This window comes from Streptomyces sp. CAI-85, from assembly GCF_013363615.1.
Lineage (GTDB): Bacteria > Actinomycetota > Actinomycetes > Streptomycetales > Streptomycetaceae > Streptomyces > Streptomyces antibioticus_B.
Map to the genome: position 1 here is coordinate 374,532 of NZ_JAANNX010000001.1, position 25,058 is coordinate 399,589.

General features: G+C 73.0%; 20 protein-coding genes and 1 riboswitch. Of the genes, 5 read left to right on the top strand and 15 right to left on the bottom strand.

What is annotated here, in order from left to right:
* Nucleotides 1-474: 474 nt before the first annotated feature.
* From G6W55_RS01585 to G6W55_RS01610, 6 genes are all read right to left on the bottom strand, one after another.
* The gene (locus G6W55_RS01585) at nucleotides 475-1,323 is read right to left on the bottom strand and encodes an ABC transporter ATP-binding protein (protein WP_254876078.1); all 849 of its coding nucleotides are present in this window, start codon (nucleotides 1,321-1,323) and stop codon (nucleotides 475-477) included.
* Nucleotides 1,324-1,361: 38 nt separating this feature from the next.
* Nucleotides 1,362-2,252 carry an ABC transporter permease gene (locus G6W55_RS01590; RefSeq protein ID WP_175518935.1) on the bottom strand — a complete coding sequence of 297 codons (891 nt, stop codon included), beginning with the start codon at nucleotides 2,250-2,252 and terminating at the stop codon, nucleotides 1,362-1,364.
* Nucleotides 2,253-2,255: 3 nt separating this feature from the next.
* Entirely contained in the window at nucleotides 2,256-3,284 is a 1,029-nt protein-coding gene (locus G6W55_RS01595; protein WP_175518937.1) for an ABC transporter permease, read from the bottom strand.
* A gap of 82 nt (nucleotides 3,285-3,366) precedes the next feature.
* Nucleotides 3,367-4,938, bottom strand: coding sequence for an ABC transporter substrate-binding protein (locus G6W55_RS01600; RefSeq protein WP_175518939.1), 1,572 nt, complete (start codon nucleotides 4,936-4,938; stop codon nucleotides 3,367-3,369).
* A gap of 473 nt (nucleotides 4,939-5,411) precedes the next feature.
* A complete protein-coding gene (locus G6W55_RS01605) occupies nucleotides 5,412-6,341 on the bottom strand; it encodes a DsbA family protein (protein ID WP_309243594.1) in 930 nt (309 codons plus the stop codon).
* Nucleotides 6,338-6,769 carry an Rrf2 family transcriptional regulator gene (locus G6W55_RS01610; RefSeq protein WP_175518941.1) on the bottom strand — a complete coding sequence of 144 codons (432 nt, stop codon included), beginning with the start codon at nucleotides 6,767-6,769 and terminating at the stop codon, nucleotides 6,338-6,340. Before G6W55_RS01610 ends, G6W55_RS01605 begins: the two co-directional genes overlap by 4 nt.
* A 139-nt stretch (nucleotides 6,770-6,908) precedes the next feature.
* Between G6W55_RS01610 and G6W55_RS01615 the strand changes: the two genes are divergently transcribed.
* Nucleotides 6,909-7,415 (top strand): cupin domain-containing protein, encoded by a 507-nt coding sequence (locus G6W55_RS01615; protein WP_175518943.1) that lies wholly within the window; start codon nucleotides 6,909-6,911, stop codon nucleotides 7,413-7,415.
* Between the two features lie 11 nt (nucleotides 7,416-7,426).
* Here the strand turns inward: G6W55_RS01615 and gap are convergent, their stop codons facing one another.
* From gap to G6W55_RS01630, 3 genes are all read right to left on the bottom strand, one after another.
* Entirely contained in the window at nucleotides 7,427-8,422 is a 996-nt protein-coding gene (gene gap, locus G6W55_RS01620; protein ID WP_078636374.1) for a type I glyceraldehyde-3-phosphate dehydrogenase, read from the bottom strand.
* A 102-nt stretch (nucleotides 8,423-8,524) separates the two neighbouring features.
* Nucleotides 8,525-9,508 carry a GlxA family transcriptional regulator gene (locus tag G6W55_RS01625; RefSeq protein WP_175518945.1) on the bottom strand — a complete coding sequence of 328 codons (984 nt, stop codon included), beginning with the start codon at nucleotides 9,506-9,508 and terminating at the stop codon, nucleotides 8,525-8,527.
* A 29-nt stretch (nucleotides 9,509-9,537) separates the two neighbouring features.
* On the bottom strand, nucleotides 9,538-11,538 hold the full coding sequence (locus tag G6W55_RS01630; protein WP_375372419.1) for a SpoIIE family protein phosphatase: 2,001 nt from the start codon (nucleotides 11,536-11,538) through the stop codon (nucleotides 9,538-9,540).
* 305 nt (nucleotides 11,539-11,843) lie between these two features.
* On the opposite strand from G6W55_RS01630, the gene G6W55_RS01635 reads away from it, so the two are divergent.
* Entirely contained in the window at nucleotides 11,844-12,392 is a 549-nt protein-coding gene (locus G6W55_RS01635) for a pectate lyase (protein WP_309243595.1), read from the top strand.
* A 26-nt stretch (nucleotides 12,393-12,418) separates the two neighbouring features.
* Here the strand turns inward: G6W55_RS01635 and G6W55_RS01640 are convergent, their stop codons facing one another.
* Genes G6W55_RS01640 through G6W55_RS01655 form a run of 4 tightly spaced genes read right to left on the bottom strand, consistent with a single transcriptional unit; the run spans nucleotide 12,419 to nucleotide 17,250 of the window.
* Nucleotides 12,419-13,276 (bottom strand): DMT family transporter, encoded by an 858-nt coding sequence (locus G6W55_RS01640; RefSeq protein ID WP_175518949.1) that lies wholly within the window; start codon nucleotides 13,274-13,276, stop codon nucleotides 12,419-12,421.
* A gap of 31 nt (nucleotides 13,277-13,307) precedes the next feature.
* On the bottom strand, nucleotides 13,308-15,392 hold the full coding sequence (locus G6W55_RS01645; RefSeq protein ID WP_175518951.1) for an iron ABC transporter permease: 2,085 nt from the start codon (nucleotides 15,390-15,392) through the stop codon (nucleotides 13,308-13,310).
* Nucleotides 15,393-15,403: 11 nt separating this feature from the next.
* Nucleotides 15,404-16,381 carry an ABC transporter substrate-binding protein gene (locus G6W55_RS01650; RefSeq protein ID WP_175518952.1) on the bottom strand — a complete coding sequence of 326 codons (978 nt, stop codon included), beginning with the start codon at nucleotides 16,379-16,381 and terminating at the stop codon, nucleotides 15,404-15,406.
* Entirely contained in the window at nucleotides 16,378-17,250 is an 873-nt protein-coding gene (locus G6W55_RS01655; RefSeq protein ID WP_175518953.1) for an ABC transporter ATP-binding protein, read from the bottom strand. Before G6W55_RS01655 ends, G6W55_RS01650 begins: the two co-directional genes overlap by 4 nt.
* 74 nt (nucleotides 17,251-17,324) lie before the next feature.
* Here G6W55_RS01655 and G6W55_RS01660 point away from each other — a divergent pair, with 74 nt between their 5' ends.
* Entirely contained in the window at nucleotides 17,325-18,143 is an 819-nt protein-coding gene (locus G6W55_RS01660; RefSeq protein ID WP_175518954.1) for a siderophore-interacting protein, read from the top strand.
* Between the two features lie 308 nt (nucleotides 18,144-18,451).
* On the opposite strand, the gene G6W55_RS01665 is transcribed toward G6W55_RS01660, so the two are convergent.
* Together G6W55_RS01665 and G6W55_RS01670 are read right to left on the bottom strand one after the other, a co-directional pair.
* Nucleotides 18,452-19,168: a GNAT family N-acetyltransferase gene (locus G6W55_RS01665; RefSeq protein ID WP_175518955.1), complete on the bottom strand. Its 717-nt coding sequence runs from the start codon at nucleotides 19,166-19,168 to the stop codon at nucleotides 18,452-18,454.
* Nucleotides 19,169-19,184: 16 nt separating this feature from the next.
* The gene (locus G6W55_RS01670; protein ID WP_175519167.1) at nucleotides 19,185-19,727 is read right to left on the bottom strand and encodes an MSMEG_1061 family FMN-dependent PPOX-type flavoprotein; all 543 of its coding nucleotides are present in this window, start codon (nucleotides 19,725-19,727) and stop codon (nucleotides 19,185-19,187) included.
* A gap of 152 nt (nucleotides 19,728-19,879) precedes the next feature.
* Here G6W55_RS01670 and G6W55_RS01675 point away from each other — a divergent pair, with 152 nt between their 5' ends.
* The gene (locus tag G6W55_RS01675; protein WP_175519168.1) at nucleotides 19,880-22,189 is read left to right on the top strand and encodes an FdhF/YdeP family oxidoreductase; all 2,310 of its coding nucleotides are present in this window, start codon (nucleotides 19,880-19,882) and stop codon (nucleotides 22,187-22,189) included.
* Nucleotides 22,190-22,240: 51 nt separating this feature from the next.
* Nucleotides 22,241-22,466: riboswitch (cobalamin riboswitch) on the top strand.
* A gap of 152 nt (nucleotides 22,467-22,618) precedes the next feature.
* On the top strand, nucleotides 22,619-24,937 hold the full coding sequence (gene metE, locus G6W55_RS01680) for a 5-methyltetrahydropteroyltriglutamate--homocysteine S-methyltransferase (RefSeq protein WP_175518956.1): 2,319 nt from the start codon (nucleotides 22,619-22,621) through the stop codon (nucleotides 24,935-24,937).
* Nucleotides 24,938-25,058: the final 121 nt, after the last annotated feature.

A 25,058-nucleotide genomic window follows, 5' to 3' on the forward strand; every position in this document is an offset into this window, starting at 1 on the left:
CCGGCGACGACGGCTGCGATTCGGTCGAAGTCGGCGCGGACGGGGACCCGGCCGAGGTCCGGAAGTCTGGTCCGCCGGGCGGGGCAGAGACGACGGACGGCGAGTCCACCTGCGACTCGGCCGAAGCCGACGCGGAGCCGGACTCGGCTGCGGGCCCGGAGGTCGGCCCGCCGGGCGGGAACAGGGCGGCCGACGGCGACGCCACCCGCGACTCGGTCGGCCTCGGCACGGACGGAAGTTCGGTCGGAGCCGGCACGGGCGGCGGCCCAGGCGGCGTCGGGGCAGCGGGCCGGGGCTCCGGCGAGGTCGGAGTGGCGGAGCGGGGCTCGGGCGAGGTCGCGGCGGGCGAAACCTCCGAACGGGCAGGCGCGGCAGGCGAAACCTCCCGCCGGGCAGGCGCGGCAGGCGCGGCAGGTGAAGCCTTCGGCCCGGCTGGCGTGGCGGGCGAAAGCCCCGCTCGGGTGGGTCGTGTGGTCACGCCGGCTCCTTCGGGGTGCGGAACCTCTCCAGGCCGTACTGCTCGTGTTCGGCGATCAGGAGGCGGGTGTAGGGGTGGTGCGGGGTGTGGAGGACGGAGCGGGTCGGGCCCTGTTCGACGACCTCGCCCTGGCGCATGACGAGGACTTCGTCGCAGAGCTGGGCGACGACGGCGAGGTCGTGGGAGACGACGACCAGCGCGAGGCCGGTGCGTTCGCGGAGGTCGTCGAGGAGGTCGAGGATCTCGGCCTGGACGGTGACGTCGAGCGCGGTGGTGGCCTCGTCCGCGATGAGGATCTGCGGGTCGGCGGCGACGGCGGCGGCGATCAGGACGCGCTGGAGCATGCCGCCGGAGAGTTCGAACGGGTACTGGCCGTAGACCAGTTCGGGTTCGCGCAGATGTACCGCGCGCAGCAGGTCGAGGGAGCGCTGCCGGGCGGGGCGGCGCCCCAGGCCCTTCTTCACGCGGACGACCTCGGCGATCTGCGGGCCGACGCGCAGGGAGGGGTTGAGGTAGGAGGCGGGGTCCTGGAAGACGGCGCTGATGGTGGCGCCGCGCAGCTCGGTCCACTGCCGGGGGGTGAGGGTGTCGATCGGGGTGCCGCCGATCTCGACCGTGCCGGCGCTCACCTCGAAGTGGGGCGGCAGGATGCCCAGCGTGGCGCGGCAGGTGAGGGTCTTTCCGCTGCCGGACTCGCCGACGATGCCGACCGCGCGGCCTGGGGTGAGGTCGAAGCTGACGCCGTGCACGATCTCGCGGCCGCCGGCCCGGTCGGTGATCCGGACGTCGCGTACGGAGAGGACGGGGGAGGCCGGGGGCGCGGGCGCCGGAGCGGCTGCGGGCAGCGTGGCCGGGGCCGGGGCTGTTTTCGAGGTCAGGGGGGTCACGCGGCACCTCCGGAGGGGGCGGGGCCTGCCTGGTCGCGGCGCCGGGCGCGGGCCTTGCGGTCGTTGACGAGGGCGCGGCCCGCCTCGCCGGACACATCGCGGATGGCGTCGGCCAGCAGGTTGGCCGCCCAGACCGTGGCCATGATCAGCAGGGCGGGGACGAGCGGCGCCCAGGGGCGGTGGCTGAGATATCCGAGGTCGGAGGCGAGGAGTCCGCCCCAGGTGGGGGCGGGGGGCTGCACGCCGATACCGAGGAAGGTCAGGCTGGAGACGATGACGAAGCCGACGCCGACGGTCTGGGCGAACGCGACGGCGACCGGCGGCAGCACCTTGCCCCAGACGTGGCGGCGGACGATCCAGCCGACGGAGGCGCCCGAGACGAGCGCCGCCTCGACGTACGGGGAGCGGGCGACGGCCAGGGTCGCGGCGCGGGCCACCCGGTAGAAGAGCGGTGAGACGAGGACGCCGGTGACCAGCATGGCCTGGGTGAGGCCGTTGCCGAGCAGGGCGATGACGGCGACCGCGAACAGCAGGAACGGCAGGGCGACCAGGGTGTCCGTCAGCCGCAGCGTGATCCATTCGAAGACGCGGCCGAGATGGACGGAGAGGATGCCGGGGACCGCTCCGACGAGCAGCGCGGTGAGGGCGACCTCCAGCGAGCCGAGGACGCTGACGCGGGAGCCGTCGAGGAGGCGGCTGAGGACGTCGCGGCCGAGGTAGTCGGTGCCGAGCCAGTGGGCGCCGGAGAGCGGGGCGAGGGTGGTGTCGCTGGTGGCGAGGGGGTCCTGCGGGGCGAGCAGCGGGCCGAGGAGGGCGAGCAGGGCGATGACGGTGAGGACCGCCACCGCGATCCGCCCGGAGGTGAGGGAGAGGACGCGGCGCACCATGGTTCACACTCCCCGTCGGGCGGCCGGCATGACGCGGGCCAGCACCAGGTTGACGACCAGGTTGAAGGAGACGACCAGCACGATCGAGACGACCAGGACACCCTGGACGGCGGGCACGTCTCCGGCCTGGGCGGCGTCGTTGGCGAACCGTCCGAAGCCCTGGAGGCCGAAGATCCACTCGGTGACGACGGAGGCGCCGACCAGCGCGGGGAACTTCAGTCCGAGGGTGGCGAGGGCGGGGCCGAGGCCGTTGCGCAGCACGTGCCGGAAGAAGATCCGGCGCGGGCCGAGCCCCCGGACGACGGCGCCGGTCACGTAGTTCTCGCGGTAGGCGGCGACGAGGCTGGAGCGGAGCTGGCGGGCGACGTCGGCGACGACGTCGAAGCTGAGCGCCACCGCCGGGAGGGTGATGTGAGCGAGCCAGGGGCCGAACCCCTGCTCGGCGGGGACGTATCCGGCCGACGGGAAGAGACCGAGGCCGACGGCGAACACGGCGACCAGCACGATGCCGACGACGAACGCCGGCATCACCGAGATGACGGTGACGAAGCCGGTGATCGCGCGGTCGACCCAGGTGGTGCGGCGCAGGGCGGCGACGGTGCCGAGGACGAAGCCGACGACGACGCCGATGAGGAGGGCGAAGGTCGCCACCGACAGGCTGACGCCGAGGCCGAGGCCGATGAGGGTGGAGATGTCGGCGCCGTTGGTCCAGCTCGTGCCGAGCTGTCCGTGCAGGACGCCGGAGAACCAGTCGCCGTACTGGACCAGGAAGGGCCGGTCGAGGCCCCATTCGGCCTCGATCCTGGCGATGGCCTCGGGGGTGGCGTCCTCGCCCAACTGGATCCTGGCCGGGCTGAGTCCGCTGAGGGAGCGCAGTGCGAACGTCACGAACGTGGCGACCAGAAAGACCGGTATGAAGATCGCAACGGATCGGGCCAGGGTCGCCAGGACGCGGAGCGAGGTGCGCCGCGTCCTGGCCGCCACGACCCCGCGACGTCGGACAGGCGGGGCCTGTGCCTCGGTCGTCGTCATGGGTTGCCCCTTGTCTGTAGTGGAAGGGCCTGTGGTGGGAGGGCCTGTGGTGGAGGGCCTGTGGTGGGAGCCGGGACGGGTGTCAGTTGCCGCCGGAGATGGTCACTCCGGTCCAGTCGATGTGGGCGGGGTTCTTCGGCAGGGCGGAGATGTTCTTGCTCTTGGCGATGAGGTTGGGCGAGGAGTAGGTGAAGACGAGCGCCTTGCTCTCCAGCCCGGCCCGGGTCGCGGACCGCAGGACCTCGGTGTAGTCCGGGGCGTCCAGCGGGGTCTGGCGGACCTTGGCGACGGCGGCCTCGAAGCCGGCGGGCTCGTAGGGGGAGCTGAGGTTCAGCGGGCCGTTGGGGCCGAAGTGGGCGGTGAGGGTCTGCACCGCGGAGTCCCGGCCGGTGGTGCCGTAGAGGGAGAAGGTGAGGTTCTTGGCGAAGAACGGCGTCGCCCAGTTCTTGTCGATCTTGATGGTGACGGTGATGCCGACCTTGGCGAGCTGCGACTGCACGATCTCGGCCTGCGGGTCCTCCGCGGGGATGACCAGGTCGAGCTTGATGTCACCGGACTTGTGACCGGCCTCGGCGAGCAGCTTCTTCGCCTTCTCGGGGTCGTAGGCGTACGTGTCGGCCGACTGGGGGTCGTAGGCCACGTACCCCTTGGGGAAGGGCTGGTCGGTGGCCTCGCCGTAGCCGAACGTCAGCTTGTCCACGAACTCCTGACGGTTGATCGCGTGCCGTACGGCGTCCACCACACGGTCGTCGTCGAAGGGCGCCTTGTTGATGTTCAGGCTGAGGTTGGAGGCGTTGAACCCGGGCTGGACGAAGACGTCGAGACCGGCCTTCTTGGCGGCGTCGGCCTGGCTGGGGTCGATGTCGGCGAAGTTGTAGACGCCGGTCTGGAGTCCGGAGACGACGGTGGAGGCGTCGGGGGCGGAGGTGAGTTCCACGTTGTCGATGTGGATGTTCTCCGCGTCCCAGTAGTCCAGGTTCTTCTTCAGGACCGCCTTGGTGCCCGGCACGAGCTGGGTGACGACGAACGGGCCCGCGCCGACCGGGGCGCGGTCCAGTTCGGTGGGGGACGCGGCGGCCTTGGGGCTGGCGATCTGGAGCACGCGCTGACCGAGGAGCTGGGGTATCTGGTAGTCGACCTGGGTGAGGCCGATCACCGCGTCCAGGCCGTTCGCCGTCACGGACTTGATGGACGTCAGGTCGCCGAACAGCGCGGAGTTCTTCTGCTTCTGGGCGCGTTCCACGGCCGCCTTGACGGCCTTCGCGTCGACCGGCTCGCCGTCGCTGAACTTCAGTCCCTCCCGCAGATGGAAGGTGATCTGGTCGCCCTTGTCGTTGTACTCCCAGCTCTCGGCCAGGTCGGGCACGGCGTTGCCCTTCTCGTCGGTACGGGTCAACGAGGCGTACACCAGGGCGAGTTCACGGAACTGGGCGCCGCTGCCGGAGACGACCGGGTCCCAGTGGGAGGGGAAGTAGGACGACGTCCACTTCAGGGTGGAGCCCCCGGCGGAGGCCGAGGCGCCGTCGCCGCAGGCGCTCAGCGCGGCGACCAGCACGGTGGCGAGGCCGGCGCTCAGTGCGGCGGTACGCAGCCGGCGGGCGCGGGCGGGTCGGACGGTCGGTGCGGCGGGACGGGGCGTGAGGCGTGCGGACATCTCGTTCTCTCTTCGAGGGCTCCGACCCGCGCGGGGCTCGCGGGATCGGCGGCGGGGACGGTCCGTCCGCACGGCGCGCACCGCCGTCCGGCCGCCGCGGGCAGGCCGAGCACGCACACGGGGGTGCGGCGGGGCCCGGGCGGGGCGCGGGACGTCGGAGGGCGCGACGGGAGAGGGACCGTGAAGCGGCGGTGGAACGCGGGGAACGCGTCGGACGGGGCGCGAGCGGCGGGCGCGGCGGGAAACCTGCGGGCCGGTGCCGGCCGGGGGCCGGGCGCCCGGAGAGCCGGGACGGCGGTCGGTCAGCGACAGAGGGCGCTACAGGTGCGCCGCAGGTCCACGTAGCGGCACACCACGCCGGGGTGCGTCGTGAGCATGCTGCACATCCTGGGGGCAGCCGTCACCGGCTGTCAATGGACACCAAAAGGTGTCTCATTCGGTGGGACGGCGACTAACGCCAGGTCAGAGCCGGGTCAGGGCGCGGACGGTGGCCGCGAGGGGGCGGCGGGGTGCACCGCGGCCTCCGCCGGGTGCAGCCACAACGGGCCGTTGCCGGTCGGGATCCGCGGGGTGCCGGCCGGGGGCCACGGCCCCGCGGACAGCAGCCGGGCCTCGACCTCGGTCAGGGTCCGGTGGCGGGCCAGCGCCTCGGCCGGGGCGAGCGGTTCGGGCGGCACGAGGAGCCCCGGGCACAGGGCGTCGACGGCGGCGGCGTACTCGTCGTACGTCCGCCAGCCGGGCACCGCGCGGTACGCGCCCGGCACCCGCACGAGGAGGGTCGGCAGGGCGTAGCGGTGGCCGTCGTCGGTCTCCTTGGCGGTGCCGGCGTGCGGGGAGCCGCTCTGCGCGGCCAGCACCTCGCGCACCGGCCGCCGCGCCTCGGCCCGGTCGGCACGCACCCGCTCCCGTACGGCGGACGACGCGGCGTCGGCCGCCAGCCGCGGCAGGTCGAGACCGGGGACGCCGCCGACCGCGGCGAGGGCCCGTTCGGGGGTGTCGGCGGGGTCGCCCAGCACGAACACCGTCTCGCGCAGCCGGCGCAGGACCCGGTCGGCCACCTGCGCGCCCTGGTGTTCGGCGGCCTTGGCGACCAGCGAGGCGGGCCAGGAACTCGCGGCGACCCGGTCCAGCCGGACCGCGCGCGGGGCTCCGGTGTGTGCGGTGATCTCCTCGACGTACCGGGCGTACCAGGCGGTCTCGGCGGCGGGGTCGGGCGCGGGGTCGTCGTCCTCGTCGAAGAGGATGCAGAACACCCGCCGCCAGCGCGCCCGTCCGTCCAGGGCCGCCCGCAACTGGCGGAACACCGGCTCCGATCCCCAGGCCCAGGGGCACAACGGGTCGGTGTACTCGACGACTTCGGGCAGCCCGCCGGCCGGCGACGGGGCGTCTTTCGGGGCCGTCACGCGGCTCCCTGTCCGGCCAGGGGCTCGATGTCCGCCGGGAGGAGGGAGGCGAGGGTGACGCCGCCGAGGACCGCCGCGGCGTCCGCCTCGACCTGGCGCCAGACGCCGGGGAGGCCGGTCGCGGGGCCCGGGTAGGCGAGGGTGTCCAGGGGTTCGCCGCGCAGGGTGATCAGGTCGCCGTCGACCGCGCGGGCGACGTCGAGGAGGGTGATCTCGGCGGCGGGCCGGCCGAGCCAGTACCCGCCCTCGCAGCCGCGCCGGCTGCGGACGAGGCCGGCCCTGCGCAGTTCGCCCACCACGGACTTCAGAAACCGGAACGGGATCTGCTGGGCGGAGGCGATGGCCTCGCAACTGAGCGGGCGGGAGGGTTCGCGGGCGAGCTCCAGAAGGGCCCGCGCGGCGTAGTCCGCCTTCGCGGAGATATGCATGCCCACATCATGCCCGACGGACGGCCCGGCCGAGGGGTCTCCATGGGTTCTCCCCCAACGTTGCGGGAACATTGCCGCAGGTGAACCGTAATGGACACCTCTTGACATCCTTTTCGGGGGCCGCCTAGCGTCCCGGCTCATGAGCGAGCCGCTGACTGCCCCCGGTGAAGGCTTCCATCCCCATCTGCACGACGTGTCCGGGCCGTCGGCGACCCCGCTGCGCGCCCGGCTGCACCACGTCCGCGCGGACGCCCTGGACGGCGACACCGCCCAGACCGGCGGCATGCGCCGGTTCGCGGCCGTCAGCGGACGGACCGTCGGGTCGGAGAAGCTGTGGATGGGCCAGACCCATGTCGCGCCCGCCACCTCGTCCTCCGACCACCACCACGGGGAGTCGGAGACGGCCATCTACATCGTCAGCGGACACCCCGAGTTCGTGTTCCTGGACGACTCCGGCGAGCGTCCGGAGGAGATACGGCTGCGCACCTCCCCCGGCGACTACATCTTCGTCCCGCCGTTCGTCCCGCACCGCGAGGAGAACCCCGATCCGGCCGAGGAGGCCGTCGTGGTCATCGCCCGCAGCACCCAGGAGGCGATCGTGGTCAACCTGCCCGGGCTGTACGCGCTGCCGGCCGAAGAGGACTGACGGCGGCCCGGTCAGCGGGCGAGCAGTTCCAGCGTGTCGATCACACGGTTGGAGAAGCCCCACTCGTTGTCGTACCAGGCGACCACCTTGACGTGGCGGCCGTCGACGCGGGTCAGCTCCGAGTCGAAGATCGAGGAGGCGGGGTTGCCGGTGATGTCGGACGACACGAGCGCGTCCTCGGAGTACTCCAGGACACCGGCCAGGGGCCCCTCGGCCGCCGTGCGGTAGGCCGCGAGGACGTCCTCGCGGGTCACGTCACGGGCGACGGTCGTGTTCAGCTCGACGATCGAGCCGACCGGCACGGGCACCCGGATCGAGTCGCCGGACAGCTTGCCGTCCAGGTTCGGCAGCACCAGGCCGATCGCCTTGGCGGCGCCGGTCGTGGTCGGCACGATGTTGACCCCGGCGGCACGGGCGCGACGCGGGTCGCGGTGCGGGCCGTCCTGGAGGTTCTGCTCCTGGGTGTAGGCGTGCACGGTCGTCATGAAGCCGTGCTCGATGCCCGCGAGGTCGTCGAGGACCTTGGCCAGCGGGGCGAGCGCGTTGGTGGTGCAGGACGCGTTCGAGACGATCGTGTGCAGCTCGGCGTCGTAGGCGTCGGTGTTCACGCCGTACGCCAGGGTGACGTCCGCACCGTCGGAAGGCGCGCTGACCAGCACCTTCTTCGCGCCCGCGTCGAGGTGGGCGCGGGCGGCCTTGGCGGAGGTGAAGCGGCCGGTCGCCTCCAGCACCAGGTCGACGCCCAGCTCGGCCCAGGGAAGCTGCGCGGGCTCCCGCTCGGCGAGCACCTTGATCCGGTGGCCGTCGACCACCAGGGCGCCGTCCTCGACGGTGACCGGGCGGCCCAGCCGGCCGGACGTCGAGTCGAAGGCGAGGAGGCGCGCGAGGGCGGCGGGCTCGGTCAGGTCGTTCACGGCGACGACCTCGAGGGTCGTGTCGCGCTCCAGGAGCGCGCGCAGCACGTTGCGGCCGATGCGGCCGAATCCGTTGATGGCGATGCGAGTCATGAATGGTGTCCCTTCCGTTCGCCACCAAGCCTCGCGCGCCGCGCCCGCCCGTGGCCGAGGCGTGAGCGCCATGGTTCGCAAGGATCTCGCCAGGCCGCGCTTCTAGGCACCTTGGGTGAAGGTGCGCCGGTACTCGCTCGGTGTGGTCCCGAGGATCTGCTGGAAGTGCAGCCGCAGATTGGCGCCCGTGCCGAGGCCGACGTCGCTCGCGATCTGCTCCACCCCGCGTTCGGAGCGTTCGAGCAGCTCACGGGCGCGGTCGATGCGGGCGCGCATCACCCACTGCATCGGGGTGTAGCCGGTGTCCTCCACGAAGCGGCGGGAGAAGGTGCGCGGGGAGACGGCGGCGTGCCGGGCGAGGGTCTCCAGGGTGAGGGGTTCGTCCAGCCGGTGCAGGGCCCATTCGCGGGTGGCGGCGAACCGTTCGCCGAGCGGTTCGGGCACGCTGCGCGGCACGTACTGGGCCTGTCCGCCGCTGCGGTAGGGGGCGGCGACCAGCCGCCGGGCCGCGTGGTTGGAGGCGGCGACGCCGAGGTCGCGGCGCAGGATGTGCAGACAGAGGTCGATGCCGGAGGCGGCGCCGGCCGAGGTCAGGACGCTGCCCTCGTCCACGAACAGGACGTTCTCGTCGACCTGGACGAGCGGGTGCCGGGCCGCCAGGGCGCGGGCGTAGTGCCAGTGGGTGGTGGCGCGCCGTCCGTCGAGCAGTCCGGTGGCGGCGAGCGCGAAGGCGCCCGTGGAGATGGCGGCGAGCCGGGCGCCCCGGGTGTGCGCGGCGAGCAGCGCGTCCACGACCGGGCGCGGCGGGTCCTCGCGGTCCGGGAAGCGGTAGCCGGGGATGAAGACGACATCGGCCCAGCTCAGCGCGTCCAGCCCGTGCGCCACGTGGTACGAGAGACCGTCGCCGCCGGTGACCAGCCCGGGTGCGGCGCCGCACACCCGGACCTCGTACGGCATGCTCGCGCGGGTCGTGAACACCTGCGCCGGGATGCCGACGTCGAGGGGTTTGGCCCCTTCGAGCACCAGGACGGCGACGCGCCGCAACCGGGCGGACGGGGAGGGGGGCGGGGGCGGGGGCGGCGGCACGGCGACCAGGTTACGGCGGGGTGCGGAGGTCAGCCCGGGTGGCCGTTCTGGGGGCGGGCCATGAGGACCGCGACGTCGTCCTGCGCGGCGTGCGGCAGCATGCGGGCGATGACGCCGTCGCAGAGGGCCGCGAGCGAGGTCTCGGGGGTGCGCAGGGCCTGGGCGAGTTGCAGCAGCCCCTGGTCGAGGTCCCGGTCACGGGCCTCGATGAGGCCGTCGGTGTAGAGGACCAGCAGGCTGCCCGGGGGCAGATGGACCTCCTCGGTGCGGAACGCGTGGCCGCCGGTGCCCAGCGGGGTGCCGGGCGGGCCGTCGAGGAAGACGACCGCGCCGGACGGGGTCAGGACGGCGGGCGGCGGATGTCCGGCGCGGGCGATCCGGCAGGCGCCGGTGGCGGGGTCGAACACGGCGTAGACGCAGGTCGCCATCTCGTCCTCGCCCATGTCGGCCACGACGTCGTCCAGGGAGGCGAGCAGATGGGCGGGGTGCACCTCGTGCCGGGCGAGGGTCCGCACGGCCGCGCGGAGCTGGCCCATGACGGCGGCGGCGTGGATGCCGTGGCCCATGACGTCGCCGATGACGAGTCCGGTGCGGCCGTCGGGCAGCGCGATGACGTCGTACCAGTCGCCGCCCACGTCGTGGGCGCTGGCGGGCAGATAGCGGCCGGTGAGTTCGAGGCCGGGGACGGTGGGCAGGGCGCTGTTGGTCAGGCTGCGCTGGAGGGTGATGGCGGCGGTGCGCTGCCGGGTGTACATCAGGGCGTTGTCGATGTTCAGGGCGGCGCGGGCCGCGAGTTCGTCGATGAGGACGCAGTCCTGCTCGTCGAAGGCTTCGCGGCTGCGCAGCCGGGTCACGAAGACCGCGCCGAGCACCCTGCCGCGGGCGACCAGCGGGATCAGACGGGCCGAGCCGAGCGTCATCAGGTAGGCGCGGAGCTGGTCGGCGCGGGGGTCGGTGACCAGGGCGGGGACGTCGGAGCGGTACAGGTTGACGGGCCGTCCGCCGGCGATGACCCGTTCGAAGAACGAGCCGGGCGGGATGTGGGAGGTCATGCCCGGCTGGAGTTTCGCCCTGGGGGCGGCGGGGTCGGGGAAGAGGGCGGCCATCCGGCGCAGCACGCCGCGGGTGGAGGGCGAGGGCTCGTCGGGGTCCATGACCTCTTCGAGGAGCTGGACGTCGGCGGAGTCGGCGAGCTGGGGCACCAGCATCGCCACGATCTCCTCGGAGGTCTGCCGCAGGTCCAGGGTGGTGCCGATGCGGGTGCCGGCCTCGGCGAGGAGGGCGAAGCGGCGCCGGGCGCGTTCGGCCTCGGCCTCGGCCCGCTGGCTCTCGGTGATGTCGATGAGGGAGGCGATCAGGCCGAGGGTGCGGCCCGCGCCGTCGACCAGCGGGGCGTAGGAGCAGGACCAGGTGCGGTCGCGGTGCGGGTCGGAGGCGGTGCGGCCGGTGCGGCGGACGTCGACGACGGCGATGCCCCGGTCGAGCACCTCGCGCATCGTGGCCTCCAGGGCCGTGGCGTTGACCCCGGGCACGACCTCGGTGAGCCGTCTGCCGACGTGGGCGGCGGCGGAGACGCCGTTCATCCGGGCGAGCGCGTCGTTGACCCGCAGGAAGCGCAGATCGGTGCCGAGGGTGGCCAGGCCGATGGGCGACTGGCTGAACAGGCTCTCCAGGGCCGCCAGGGAGTCCCGCATCCGCAGCACCTGGGAGGTCTCCACGGCGACCAGCAGGGCGCCGGGGCGTCCCCGGGCGTCGGAGGCGGGGACGATCCACATCTCCATGGTGACCTGGTGGCCCTCGCGGTGCCGCACGGAGAGGGTGCCGACGACGGTCTCCCCGGCGTGGACGCGGCGGGTGAGCTGGTCGGCGAGTTCCCGGCGGCCCTCGGGGACCAGCAGGGTGGCGGCGGGGCGGTCGAGGACGTCCTCCGGCCGGTGCCCGAGGAGGTCCTGGGCGGCGAGCGACCATTCCACGACGCGTCCGTCCGCGTCCTCCCGCCAGAGCGCGATCGGCAGCAGCTCGCGCAGCACGCCCGCGTAACCGACGGCCGCCAGGGGCTGCTTCGGTTCGTGGTGTGCCGTCCGGTGAGCATTCAACGTACGACCTAACCGCCGGTTGATTTCATACGAAAACACCATATACGGGGAGCGGGCGCGGGGAGACGCCTCCCGCTGTCGCCGTGTGCGGGAAGGCGGTCGCCGACCGCCCGCCTTCCCGCACACGTGGGACCCGCCTGCCCCCGCGCGCGCCGATCAGTCCTGCCCCGCCTCCTGAACGCCCGCGCGCGTGGACCCGTATGCCTTCGTGACGGACCAGGGAAAGGCGCGGTGACCACGTGACGCTTCACTCCTCCTCCGGCCGTGCGGCCCATCGCGGGCGCCAGGGCCGGACGCCGCTCATCGCCGCCGTCGCGGCCGGGGTGCTCGGTGTGACGATCGCGGCGCAGGCGGCGATGGCCACGGACGCGCGGCCGACGGCCGGTACGGTGGCGGTCGCGGAGACCCGGCTGACCGGGACACAGCAGGTCAGCGGCACCTTCGACGGGGGGCAGGCCCGTTTCACGGGGGCGGGCGCGCTGGACGGGGCGGACCGGGCGCCGCTGTTCGAGCTGGCCGACGGCGCCGTCCTGAAGAACGTGATCATCGGCGCCCCGGCGGCGGACGGCGTCCACTGTCTGGGCAGTTGCACCCTGGAGAACGTGTTCTGGGAGGACACCGGGGACGACGCGGCCACCTTCCTCGGCGCGTCCGAGGCCGCCACGTACGTCGTGCGGGGCGGCGGCGCCCCGGAGACGGCGGACCGGGTGTTCCGGGTGCGGGGCGCGGGCACGCTGACGGTCCGGGACTTCGAGGTGTCGGGGAGTCGACAAGGCGACAGTCGATAAGGCGACTCCGCCGGGTGCGTGCCCGCTCAGCGCACGATGTCCGCGAGCCGCGGCACCACGCGCGTGAGCCGCAGCACGCCCCGCAGGATGAGCAGCGCCCCCGCCGCCTGGGGCAGCAGCCACCAGCCGGTGCGGATGGTCTCCTCGAACAGCACGACGCCGAGCAGCAGGCTGACCGCCGCGTCGCCGATGGTCAGCGCGGGCTGGGAGGCGACCAGGGGGCCGGCCTGGAGCGCGTTCTCCAGCAGGAGCAGGGCGGCGATGCCGGTGAGGGCGAAGCCGTAGGTCTGCCAGGCGGTGAGGAAGGCGGGCAGTCCGCCGTCGGTGAGGTGTCCGGTGGCGGACTTCATGAGGGCGGCGGTCAGGGCGTTGCCGATCGCGGCGCCGGCCGCGAGCACGGCGGCGCGCAGCAGGGGTGAGGTGGAGGAGCGGGTGAGGACGGCCGCCGCCGCCATCGCTCCCAGCGTGCACGCGAGGACGGGGATCCAGCGGTCCATGGCGGCCTGGTCCCGGGTGCCCGCGGGGGCGGCCGCCGCGAGCAGCAGGGCGAGTCCGGCCACCACCGTGGCGATCGCCCACCAGGCGGCGGCCGGCAGACGGCGCCCCATCAGGGGGACGGCGAGCAGCAGGGCGAAGGGCAGTTCCAGGATGAACAGGGGCTGCACGAACGCCATCGGCCCGTTGACCAGGGCCAGCGCCTGGAACACGGCGGCGCCCGTCACTCCGGCGATGCCGAGGGCCCAGGCGGGCCGCCGCACCAGGTCCCGGAGCAGACGGAGGCCGCCGCCCCGGGGCACCGTGGCGGCGGCCTTGCGCTGGAAGGCCGTGCCCAGCGCGTTGCTGAAGGCTCCCAGGACGGCGAAGAGCAGGGCGAGCGCGATCATGCGTCCACCATGCCCGCCCGGGGCCGTGGGCTCAGCCCGACACCCCCCGGACCCGGCGCGAGCGCACCAGCAGGTAGAGGAAGTACGGGGTGCCGATGACGGCCGTCATCAGTCCCGCGCCGAGCTGGGCGGGGGCGATCACGGTCCGGCCGACGATGTCCGCGGCACAGACGAGCACCGCGCCGAGCAGCACCGCGACGGGTACGACCCGGACGTGCCGGCGGCCGACGAGGGCGCGGGCGGCGTGCGGGGCGACGAGTCCGACGAAGCCGATGGTGCCCGCGGCGGCGACGGCGGTGGCGCTGAGCAGCACGCTCACCACCAGGAAGCCGAGGCGGGCCGGGGGCAGCCGCAGACCGAGCAGGCCGGGGGTGTCGTCGTCGAGGGAGACCAGGTCGAGTTCGGTGCGGCGCGGGACGGCCACCGCCAGGCCGATGGCCAGGGCGCCGGCGACGGGCAGCGCGTCGGGCAGGGTCCGGCCGTAGCTGGAGCCGGACAGCCAGGTGAGCGCCTTGGTCGCGTTGAACGGGTCGGTGAGGACGATGAACAGGCTGATGAGGGCGGTCGTGGCGGCGGACACGCCGACGCCGACCAGCACCAGCCGGTTCTGTCCGTAGCCGCCCCGGGCCGCGAGTCCGAACACGAGTACGGCGGTGACGGCCGCGCCCGCGAACGCGGCGCCCGCGATGGTCCAGGAGCCGGCGGAGTCGACGGTCGTGACGAGCAGGACCGCGCCGAGCGCCCCGCCGCCGGACACGCCGAGGATCCCGGGTTCGGCGAGCGGGTTGCGGGTGACGGCCTGGACGAGGGTGCCGGACAGGGCCAGGGCCGCACCGGCGAGCAGCGCGGCGAGGACACGGGGCACCCGGGTGTCGAGGACGAAGGACACGGACCGCACGGCCCGGCCCTGGGCCCAGTTCACGACGTCGCCGAAGAGCAGCTTGGTGTCGCCGAGCAGCACTCCGGCGACGATCACCCCGATCAGCGCGGCGCCGAGGATCGCCACGGTGAGGAGGAATCCGGCGCGGCTCGGGATGCGCAGCCGTTCCGGCGCGGTCGCCGCGGCGGTGTCGCGCACCCGCAGGGCCATGCCGACGAGGAACACCGCGCCGAGGATGCTGGTGACGACGCCGGTGGGCACGGCGACGGCGGTGTCGGCGGGGACGGTCGCGCGCAGCACGACGTCGGCGCCGAGGACGAGTCCGGCGCCGGTCAGTCCGGCCAGCGGCAGGAAGGCACGGACGCGGACGAAGGGCCGGATCCGGCGGGCGAGCGGGCGGACCAGGGCGGGCGCGCACAGGCCGACGAAGCCGACGGGCCCGGCCAGGGTGACGGCGGCCGCCGAGAGCAGCGAGGCGAGGACGACGACGGTGATCCTTGTGCGCCGGACGGGCACGCCGAGTCCGCGGGCGGCCTCGTCGCCGAGGGCGAGGGCATCCACGCGGCGCGCGACCAGGAGCAGCCCGGCCACTCCGGCGAGCGCCACGGGCGCCATCTGCACGATGCCGTCGAAGCCGTTCTGGCTGATGCTGCCCTGGTTCCACTGGTAGAGGCCGTGGGTCTGCTCGGGGAACAGCAGCAGCAGTCCCTCGGTGACGGAGGAGAGGCCCAGGGTCAGGGCGCTGCCGGCCAGGACGAGCCGGACGGTGCCGGCGCCCAGTCCCGACAGGACCAGGACGACGGCCGCCGCGGCGAGTCCGCCGACGAAGGCGACGCCGGAGGAGGCCAGCAGCGGCAGGGAGACGCCGGTGACGGTGAGCACGCCGAGCGCCAGGTACGAGCCGGCGTTGACGGCGAGGGTGTCGGGGGCGGCGAGGACGTTGCGGCTGACGGCCTGGAGGGCGGCGCCGGCGATGCCGAGGGCGGCGCCGACCAGGAGGCCCGCGGTCATCCGGGGCAGCCGGGAGGCGATCACCACGGAGGCGTCGGCGGGGTCGGCCCGGCCGGTGAGTGCCTTGAGCACCTCGGCCGGGCCGACGGACGCCGTCCCCTGGGTGATGTCGACGACCGCCAGGGCGGTGACGAGCAGGACGAGTACGGCCGTCACCGCGGCCGCGCCCGTCCGGGAGGCCGTCGCCGTGGGGCCGGTGACGGGAGCCGTTGCGGTGACGGTCATGCGCTCGTCCGTTACTTCGTCAGGGCGCCGACGACGGCGTCGATGTACGCCTCCATCGACTTCGGGCCGCCGAACATCCAGATGCCGTCGGCGAGCTGGTGCACATTGCCCTTCTTGACGAACGGCAGGCCCTTCCAGACGGAGTTCTTCGCGAGGTCGTCCTTGAAGGGGTCGGTGCCCTCGCTCTCGTTGCCGATGTAGGCGAACTCGACGTCACCGAGCTTGCTGAGGCCCTCGACGTCGGTGGAGCCGAGGCCGTAGTCCTTGTCGCCCTCCAGCGTCCAGGCGTTCTTCAGACCGAGGGCGGTGTTGACGTTGCCGATCAGCGAGCCGCCGGTGTAGGGGCGGATGGAGACCTGGTTGGAGACGACGTAGCCGTCGGCGAAGGCGATCTCGCGGCCGGCGAGGCCCGCGTCGGTGAGCGCCTTCTTGCCCTCGGCGACCTTCGCCTCGAAGGCCGTCTTCAGCTCCTTCGCCTTGTCGGTGGTGCCGGTGGCCTCGGCGATGAGGTCGAGGTTGCCCTCCATCCGGGCGATCTGGTCCGCGGAGTCGGCGGAGTCGATCGTCAGCACCGGGGCGATCTCGCGGAGCTGCTTGATGGCGGCGGCCGGCAGATCGGTGTTGGCGACGATCAGGTCCGGGGAGAGCGAGGCGACGGTGTCCATGCTGGGCTCGCCGCGGGTGCCGATGTCCTTGGGGGAGCCGGTCAGCGGGGCGGAGGCGTCCCAGGCCGTGTAGCCCTTGACGTCGGCGACACCGACGGGCTGCACACCGAGGGAGACCAGGTGCTCCACGACGTCCCACTCGGTGCCGACGACCTTCTTCGCGGGCCCGTCGAGCTTCACCTTGGTGCCGTTGGCGTCGGTCAGGGTGATGCCCTTGGCGTCGGCGGACGCGGAGGAGGTGGCGGCGGGCTCGGTGGTGCCGCAGCCGGCCAGCACGACGGCCGCGGCGGAGGCGGCGGCGAGGGTGATGAGGCGTCTGTTCATGGGGTGTTGCTGAGCCTTTCGGTGCGGGCGTGGTGACGGCCTATCGCGCGGGTGCGCAGCCGTCCGGTGGAGGGATCGGTGTCGACGTCGATACGGATGCCGTAGGTGTCGGTGAGGCGGTCCGCGGTCAGGACGTCCTCGGGCGGGCCGTCGGCGACGATCCGGCCCGCGTGCAGCAGGGCGATCCGGTCGGCGACGGCGGCGGCCTGGTCCAGGTCGTGCAGGACGACGCCGACGGCGATGCCGTGGTCGTCCGCCAGGTCCCGGATCAGGTCGAGCAGTTCGACCTGGTAGCGCAGGTCGAGGTAGGTGGTGGGTTCGTCCAGGAGCAGGACGCCGGTCTCCTGGGCGAGGCAGCCGGCCAGCCAGACGCGCTGGAGCTGGCCGCCGGAGAGGTATTCGGCACCGCGGTCGGCGAGGTCGGTGAGGTCGGTCATGGCGAGGGCGCGGGCGACGGCCGCGGCGGCGTCCGGGTCGTCGCGGCCCCAGCGCCCCCGGTAGGGGTAGCGCCCGAACTCGACCACGTCCCGCACGGTCAGACCGCTCGGGGTGGGACGGCCCTGGGTGAGGAGCGCGACCTGCCGGGCGAAGGCGCGGGCGGTGAGGGCGAGGCCGTCGGCGGTGCCGCCGTCCTCGGTGCCGAGGGTGAGCGTGGCGGTGCGGGCGCGCTGGAGCCGGGCCAGAGTACGCAGCAGGGTGGACTTGCCGCTGCCGTTGGGGCCGACCAGGGCGGTCACCTCTCCCGGCCGGAGGGCGAGCGCGGCGTCGTGGACGACGTCCGTGCCGTCGTACGACACGGTCACGTCCCGGGCGGTCAGCTCGTGACCGCGTCTGCGGGGCGCTTTGGTTGCTTCTTCACCAGAACTCACGAGCGAAGGTTAGCCTAACCTTATTAGCCCCGAATCCCGGGGGGCTCTACTTAACTTAGGCTACCCTTCCTCGCATGGCGAAGATCCACCGGCTCATGCCGCAGAACCCCCGCATGTTCCGTGCCGAGGCCGTCCGCTCCGAGCGCCTCTCCCCCTCCCTGCACCGGGTGACCGTGGCGGGCCCGGACCTGGCCTCGTTCACCTGGCTGGGGTACGACCACTGGTTCCGCCTGTTCCTCCAGCTCCCCCATCAACAGCGGCTGCGCCTCCCGGAGTTCACCGGGTCCCGGTGGTGGCAGCCCTACCTCGCCATCCCCGAGGACGAGCGTCCGCACTGCTCGAACTACACGGTGGCCGGGTTCCGGCCCGAGGCGGCGGAGATGGACATCGACTTCGTCGTGCACACCGGGCCGAACGGCGAACTGGAGGGCCGCGCCGCGATCTGGGCCTGCGCGGCCCGCCCCGGCGACGCGCTCGCGATCCTCGACCAGGGTCTGCTGTTCGACTGCCCGGAGGACGCGACGGAGGTGCTGATCGCGGCCGACGAGACGGGCCTGCCCGCCACCACCAACATCCTGCGCTCGCTGCCGCCGGGGACGGTGGGGCGGCTGATCCAGGAGGTGCCGACGGCCGGGGACCGCCGGGTGCTGGCCGCGCCGGCGGGGATGAGCGTCACATGGGTCGTCCGCGAGGACCACACCGCGGTCCCCGGCACGGCCGCGCTGGCCGAACTCCACCGCCTCACCCGTGCCGACCCGGCCGGATACGCCTTCGTGGTGGGCGAATCCACCCTCGCCACGGAGGGCCGCCGCCACCTCCACCGAGCGGGCCTCCCCAAGAACCGGATCACTTTCTCGGGCTTCTGGCGCCACGAGGCATCCGAGGCGGCGTGACGCGCTTCGGCACGGGTGCCGTACGGGGCCGATCGCCCGCCGGGGGCTTCGGGGCCGGGTGCGTGTGCGTGTGCGCAGGCAGGGCTGTCACGACGCCGGTACACCCGGCGGGCCGCCCGGGAACGGCGGCGGCTGTCAACGGCGTCGCGTCGACCTCGAACTGCTGGGTTTGCGGCTGGCGTTGAGTCGCCCGGGAACGGCGGGGGCCGTTGCCCGCGCCGGACCGCGCGATGGCGCGAGCCCCTCACGGCGGGGGGAACGGCCACCGGGCCGCCCGTGAACGGCGTCGGCAGGGCCGCCTGCGCCGACTACTCGATCTCGACGCTCAGTTGGTAGCCCAGTTCCGTGAAGCCCAGTGAGGCCGCGACCCGGCGGGAGGCGGCGCGTGTGGCCCGCCACTGCGGCAGCAGGCCGGCGGTGAGGGCGTGGGCGACCGCCGCCGAGCCCGTCACCCGCGCCAGCCCTCGCCCCCGCGCCGCGGGCGCGGTCAGGACGCAGACATGAGCCGCCCGGCCGGGCCAGGTCCGGTAACCGGCGGCGGCCACCACCTGCCCGTGCTCACGGATCACGAACGCGGGCGACGTGATGTCGCCCAGCGCCGCCTCACCGGCGTCCTCGTCGCCCGCCGACTCCTCAAGGCTCAGCAACTCCGGGTGACCGGAAGGGACTTGCCCCGTCGACAGCGCGCCCGGCTCCACCGGAAGGAAACCCGCGCGGGACACGTACGCCAGCGCCGCCGGGCCGAGCGTCCTCGCGCCGGCCAGTGCCTCGCGGACGACGGCGGGATCCGCGACGGCCGCCACCGGGAGCCGGGCCAGCCCCTCACGAACGATCGCCGCGGTGTACTCGGTCGGCGCGGTCACGATCGCCGATCCGCCCAGGGCCACCACCCCGACCCAGCCGGCCGGGCACAGCCCCGATTCCGGGGAGACCACCACCTCGGCGCCGCCCGTCGGCGGGAACGACACCGGCACCCGGGCCAGCCCCTCCCACAGCCCACGCGCTCTGACCAGCAACGCATCCATCAGCCTGGTCCCCCGATCACTCTCCCGGCCACGACGCAGGGTCCCACAGGGATGCGCGGCGCAGCGACTGCGGGCAGTGCAGGAAGATCTCGTCGATCTCCAGGAGCAGCGCGAGCTGAGGGCGGCGGCCGCGGTCGGCGAGGGCGTCGAAGAAGGGCGCGTCCGTCAGGATGCGGGCACGGCCGTTCACGCGGAGCACCTCCTTGCTGCCGGGGACGAGGTAGAGCAGGCCCGCGTGCGGGTTCTCCAGGATGTTGTGGAGGCTGTCGGCCCTGCGATTGCCCGGCCGGTCCGGCAGGGCGAGCGTCGAGGGGCCGACGACGTGCGTGAAGCCGGGCCCGTCGCCGCGCGGCGAGACGTCGCAGTTCCCGCGGCTGTCGGAGGTCGCGAGGAGACAGAACGGCGAGCGGGCGACGATGTCCCGGTCGGCGTCGGTGAGATTCCGGTGCACCTTGTCGATCACGATGGGGTGCGGCTCCCCCAGCAGTTCGCGCAGTTCCGCCGCCGAGCCCAGTTCGACGTATCCGTCCGCCGCCGACAGCGCCGCCGTATCGATCATCTGGGACAAGCCGACTCCCCGGGAGAACTGGAAGGAATACCAGCACACTATCCGATCTTAGGTTCGCCTAACCTAAGCGGCCGCCGGTGCGACATGGCGGGACCGGATCCCCCGGCATAGCCTGGGACGACGGCGACGAAGGGGTGAGCGCGGTGAACGCCTCCGACCAGGGCCGGCAGCGGCGGGGACCCCAGGTGGGTCCGACCCCCGCGGGTGAGCCGGACTTCCATCCGTACCATCACCCGGCCGCCGGCTGGGGTGCCGCGAAGAGCGTGAGCAAGGTCCTGGTGCGCGAGCACGCCCTGCTCGACGGCCCCCGCGCGATCATGCGGATGAACCACGAGGGCGACGGCTTCGACTGTCCCGGCTGCGCCTGGCCGGACGACACCAAGGGGCTGCACCTCGACATCTGCGAGAACGGCATCAAACACGTCACGTGGGAGATGACCGGCAAGCGGGTCGACCGGAAGTTCTTCGCCGAGCACTCCGTCACCGAGCTGTCCGGGTGGAGCGACTTCGCCCTGGAGGACCAGGGCCGGCTGACCGAACCCATGGTCTACGACCCGGAGTCGGACCACTACGTCCCCATCACCTGGCACGACGCGTTCGAACTGGTCGGCCGCACCCTGCGCTCGCTGGACGACCCGAACCAGGCGTCGTTCTACACCTCGGGCCGCCTGGGCAACGAGGCCACCTTCCTCTACCAGTTGATGGTCCGCGAACTCGGCACGAACAACCTGCCGGACTGCTCCAACATGTGCCACGAGGCGAGCGGCCGCGCCCTCGACGCCTCCCTGGGCACCGGAAAGGGCACCGTCGACCTCAAGGACTGGGAGAGCACGGACGCGTTGTTCATCATGGGCGTCAACGCGGCCTCGAACGCGCCCAGGATGCTCACCGCGCTCGCCGAGGCGTACCACCGGGGCGCCCAGATCGTGCACATCAACCCCCTGGTGGAGGCGGCCGCCACCCGCACGATCGTGCCGCACGACTTCGTGGACATGGCGCTGTTCAAGACGACGAGGACGAGCACGTTCAACATCCAGCCGCGCATCGGCGGCGACATGGCCCTGCTGCGCGGTATGGCCAAGGCGGTCCTGGAACAGGCGAGGACCGATCCGAAGGCGCTGGACCAGGAGTTCATCGAGCGGCACACGGCGTACTTCGACGCCTACCGGAAGGTGTGCGAGGACACCTCCTGGGAGGAGATCGAACGGCAGTCGGGCGTCTCCCGCGCGGACATCCTGCACGCGGCGCAGGTGTACCGGGAGGCCGACCGCAGCATCATCAGTTGGTGCCTGGGCGTCAGCCAGCACGAGCACGGCGTCGACACGGTCCGTGAGATCGTCAACCTCCTTCTGCTGCGCGGCAATCTGGGCCGCGAGGGCGCGGGCCCCTCTCCGGTGCGCGGGCACAGCAACGTGCAGGGCAACCGCACGTGCGGCATCGACCACCGGCCCAGTACGGAGTTCCTGGACCGGCTGGGCGAGGTGTGCGGGATCGACCCGCCGCGCAAGCACGGCCTCGACACCGTCAACACCATCCAGGCGATGCACCGCGGTGATGTGAAGGTGTTCGTCGGCATGGGCGGCAACTTCGCGCTCGCCGCGCCCGACACCCCGTACACCTATGAGGCGCTGCGCTCCTGCGCGTTGACCGTGCAGGTCAGCACCAAGCTGAACCGCAGCCATCTGGTCCACGGCCGGCAGGCGGTCATCCTGCCGTGTCTGGGCCGGACCGAGAAGGACCACCAGCGCGGCGGCATCCAGGCCACGTCGGTCGAGGACTCGATGAGCATGGTCCATCTGTCGGTGGGCATGAAGCGCCCCGCCTCCAAGCATCTGCTCTCCGAGCCCGCCATCATCGCCGGCATGGCCCGCGCCGCCCTCCCGGACAGCGACACGCCCTGGGACTGGTACGTCGAGGACTACGACCGTATCCGCGACACCATGGCCCAGGTCCTGGACGGCTTCGAGGACTGCAACCGCCGGGTGCGGCTGCCGCTCGGCTTCCGTATCAAGCAGCCGGCGCGCGAACTGGTCTTCCGCACGCCGTCGGGCCTCGCCGAGTTCTCGGCGGCCCCGCTGCCCGATGTCGTCCCCGGACCCGGCACCCTCGCCCTGGGCACGATGCGCTCCCACGACCAGTGGAACACCACGATCTACTCCGACAACGACCGCTACCGGGGCGTCAAGAACCTCCGCACGCTCGTCTTCATGAACCAGGACGACATGCGGGACCGCGCCATCGCCGAGTTCGACCCGGTCGACATCGTCAGCACCGCCAAGGACGGCAGCGAACGCCGCCTCGACGGCTATCTGGCCATCCCGTACGACATTCCACGGGGCTGCGCGGCCGGTTACATGCCGGAGATGAACGTGCTGTGCGCGATCGGCGACTACAGCGAGCAGAGCGACCAGCCGCTGATGAAGCACCTGAAGGTGACGATCACCCGCTCCTGACGGCCTGTACACGCGGGCGCCGGGGGTTTCACGCGGACGACGGCACCGCGTAGGGTGGCCCGCGTAGCTGGTTCGCCCCGTCCGCCAGGCGGGAGCGTCGTAAGAGGGAACCCGGTGGGAATCCGGGACTGCCCCGCAGCGGTGAGTGGGAACGACCGCCGTCATACGCACTGGGCCCGACGAACAGGGCCTGGGAAGCGACGGCCAGTAGGTGACCTCCGACGGCCGGAGGACGCGCCCACGAGTCCGAAGACCTGCCAACTGCCCGTGTGTGAAGCACTCACGCGCGGACATCCCGGTGACCTCGAGGGCGGGTCGGCGCACACATCGTACGGACGGCCGTGGGCCGCTGCCGTTCGGTCTGTCACCCCTTCGCGCTCTCGTCCCGTCGCCGGGATCTCAGGGATCAGTCTCGCGAAGGAGATCTCCGTGACCACCAAGCCCGCAGCCGCGGCAGCACGGGCCACCGTGTACGGCTACCCCCGTCAGGGGCAGAGCCGGGAACTGAAGAAGGCGATCGAGGGCTACTGGAAGGGCCGCGTCACCGCCGACGCCCTCCGGGAGACCACCGCCGGACTCCGCCGGAGCAACTGGCGGCAGCTCGCCGCCGCCGGCGTCGACGAGGTCCCGACGGGGGACTTCTCGTACTACGACCACGTCCTCGACACGACCGTGATGGTGGGCGCGATCCCCGAACGGCACCGCGCCGCCGTCGAAGCGGACGCGCTGGGCGGCTACTTCGCGATGGCCCGCGGCACGCAGGACGTGGCGCCGCTGGAGATGACCAAGTGGTTCGACACCAACTACCACTATCTGGTGCCCGAGTTGGGCCCGGACACCGTCTTCACGGCCGACTCCGCCAAGCAGGTCGCCGAGCTGGAGGAGGCGCACGCCCTCGGGCTCACGGGCCGGCCGGTCCTCGTCGGTCCCGTCACCTATCTGCTGCTGTCCAAGCCCGCGCCCGGTGTGCCGGCGGACTTCGACCCGCTGACGCTCCTGGACCGGATGCTGCCGGTGTACGCCGAGGTCCTCGCCGATCTGCGTGCCGCCGGGGCCGGTTGGGTGCAGCTCGACGAACCGGCCCTGGTCCAGGACCGCACCCCGGCCGAGCTCAACGCCGCCGCCCGCGCCTACCGCGACCTCGGCGCGCTCACCGACCGTCCGAAGCTGCTCGTCGCCTCGTACTTCGACCGGCTCGGCGAGGCCCTGTCCGTGCTGGCCAAGGCGCCGGTGGAGGGGCTGGCGCTGGACTTCACCGAGCGGGCGGCCGCCAACCTGGACGCGCTGGCCGCGGTGGGCGGGCTGCCCGGGAAGCGGCTGGTCGCCGGTGTGGTGAACGGCCGCAACATCTGGGTCAACGACCTCTCCGCGTCGCTCACCACGCTGGGTACGCTGCTCGGTCTGGCCGACCGGGTCGACGTGGCCGCGTCCTGCTCCCTGCTCCATGTGCCGCTCGACGCCGCCGCCGAACGGGACATCGACCCGCAGATCCTGCGCTGGCTGGCCTTCGCGCGCCAGAAGACCGCGGAGGTCGTCACCCTCGCCAAGGGCCTCACCCGCGGCACCGACGCCATCGCGGCCCAACTCGCCGCCAACCGGGCGGACCTGGCGTCCCGCGCGAACTCGCCGATCACCCGTGACCCGGCGGTCCGGTCCCGCGCGGAGGCCGTCACCGAAGCGGACACCCGCCGCGCCCAGCCCTACGCCGAACGCGCCACTGCCCAACGCGCGCATCTCGGGCTGCCGTTGCTGCCCACTACGACGATCGGCTCGTTCCCACAGACCGCCGAACTGCGCACCGCACGCGCCGACCTGCGCGCCGGACGCATCGGCACCGACGCCTACGAGGAGCGCATCAGGACGGAGATCCAGGAGGTGCTGGCCTTCCAGGAGAAGGCCGGACTGGACGTCCTCGTGCACGGCGAGCCCGAACGCAACGACATGGTCCAGTACTTCGCCGAACAGCTCACCGGCTATCTGGCCACGCAGCACGGCTGGGTCCAGTCCTACGGCACCCGTTACGTCCGCCCGCCGATCCTCGCCGGGGACATCTCCCGTCCCGAGCCGATGACCGTGCGCTGGACGACGTACGCCCAGTCCCTCACCTCACGTCCCGTCAAGGGCATGCTCACCGGGCCGGTCACCATGCTCGCCTGGTCCTTCGTCCGCGACGACCAGCCCCTCGGCGACACCGCCCGGCAGGTCGCCCTCGCCCTGCGCGACGAGGTCAACGACCTTGAAACGGCCGGGACTTCCGTCATCCAGGTCGACGAGCCCGCCCTGCGCGAGACGCTGCCGCTGCGGGCGGCCGACCACACGGCGTATCTGGCCTGGGCCACCGAGGCGTTCCGCCTCACCACGGCCGGGGTGCGCCCGGACACCCAGATCCACACCCATATGTGCTACGCCGAGTTCGGCGACATCGTCCAGGCCATCGACGACCTCGACGCGGACGTCATCAGCCTCGAAGCGGCTCGCTCCCATATGCAGGTCGCCCGCGAACTCGCCGCCCACGGCTACCCGCGCGAGGCGGGCCCGGGTGTCTACGACATCCACTCCCCGCGGGTGCCGAGCGCGGAGGAGGCGGCAGATCTGCTGCGCACGGGGTTGCGGGCCATCCCCGCCGAACGCCTCTGGGTCAACCCGGACTGCGGCCTCAAGACCCGGGCCTGGCCCGAGACCCGCACGTCGCTGGAGAACCTGGTCACGGCGGCCCGCACGGTCCGCGCGGAACTGAACGGTTCCTGACCTTCACGGCCGTCTGACGGGGCCGGCCGGGGGGCAGGCGTGCGACGCGCGCTGCGCCTCCGGCCGGTCAGGGGCAGGACTCCCCGACAGGCGGCCCGGTGCATCGCGCCGATGTGGGCTA

Excerpts from the sequence above, each read along its gene's own strand:
- G6W55_RS01590 (WP_175518935.1), bottom strand. The coding sequence starts at position 2,252 with ATGGTGCGCCGCGTCCTCTCCCTCACCTCCGGGCGGATCGCGGTGGCG.
- G6W55_RS01595 (WP_175518937.1), bottom strand. The coding sequence starts at position 3,284 with ATGACGACGACCGAGGCACAGGCCCCGCCTGTCCGACGTCGCGGGGTC.
- G6W55_RS01600 (WP_175518939.1), bottom strand. The coding sequence starts at position 4,938 with ATGTCCGCACGCCTCACGCCCCGTCCCGCCGCACCGACCGTCCGACCC.
- G6W55_RS01610 (WP_175518941.1), bottom strand. The coding sequence starts at position 6,769 with ATGCATATCTCCGCGAAGGCGGACTACGCCGCGCGGGCCCTTCTGGAG.
- G6W55_RS01615 (WP_175518943.1), top strand. The coding sequence starts at position 6,909 with ATGAGCGAGCCGCTGACTGCCCCCGGTGAAGGCTTCCATCCCCATCTG.
- gap (WP_078636374.1), bottom strand. The coding sequence starts at position 8,422 with ATGACTCGCATCGCCATCAACGGATTCGGCCGCATCGGCCGCAACGTG.
- G6W55_RS01640 (WP_175518949.1), bottom strand. The coding sequence starts at position 13,276 with ATGATCGCGCTCGCCCTGCTCTTCGCCGTCCTGGGAGCCTTCAGCAAC.
- G6W55_RS01645 (WP_175518951.1), bottom strand. The coding sequence starts at position 15,392 with ATGACCGTCACCGCAACGGCTCCCGTCACCGGCCCCACGGCGACGGCC.
- G6W55_RS01650 (WP_175518952.1), bottom strand. The coding sequence starts at position 16,381 with ATGAACAGACGCCTCATCACCCTCGCCGCCGCCTCCGCCGCGGCCGTC.
- G6W55_RS01660 (WP_175518954.1), top strand. The coding sequence starts at position 17,325 with ATGGCGAAGATCCACCGGCTCATGCCGCAGAACCCCCGCATGTTCCGT.
- G6W55_RS01665 (WP_175518955.1), bottom strand. The coding sequence starts at position 19,168 with ATGGATGCGTTGCTGGTCAGAGCGCGTGGGCTGTGGGAGGGGCTGGCC.
- G6W55_RS01670 (WP_175519167.1), bottom strand. The coding sequence starts at position 19,727 with ATGATCGATACGGCGGCGCTGTCGGCGGCGGACGGATACGTCGAACTG.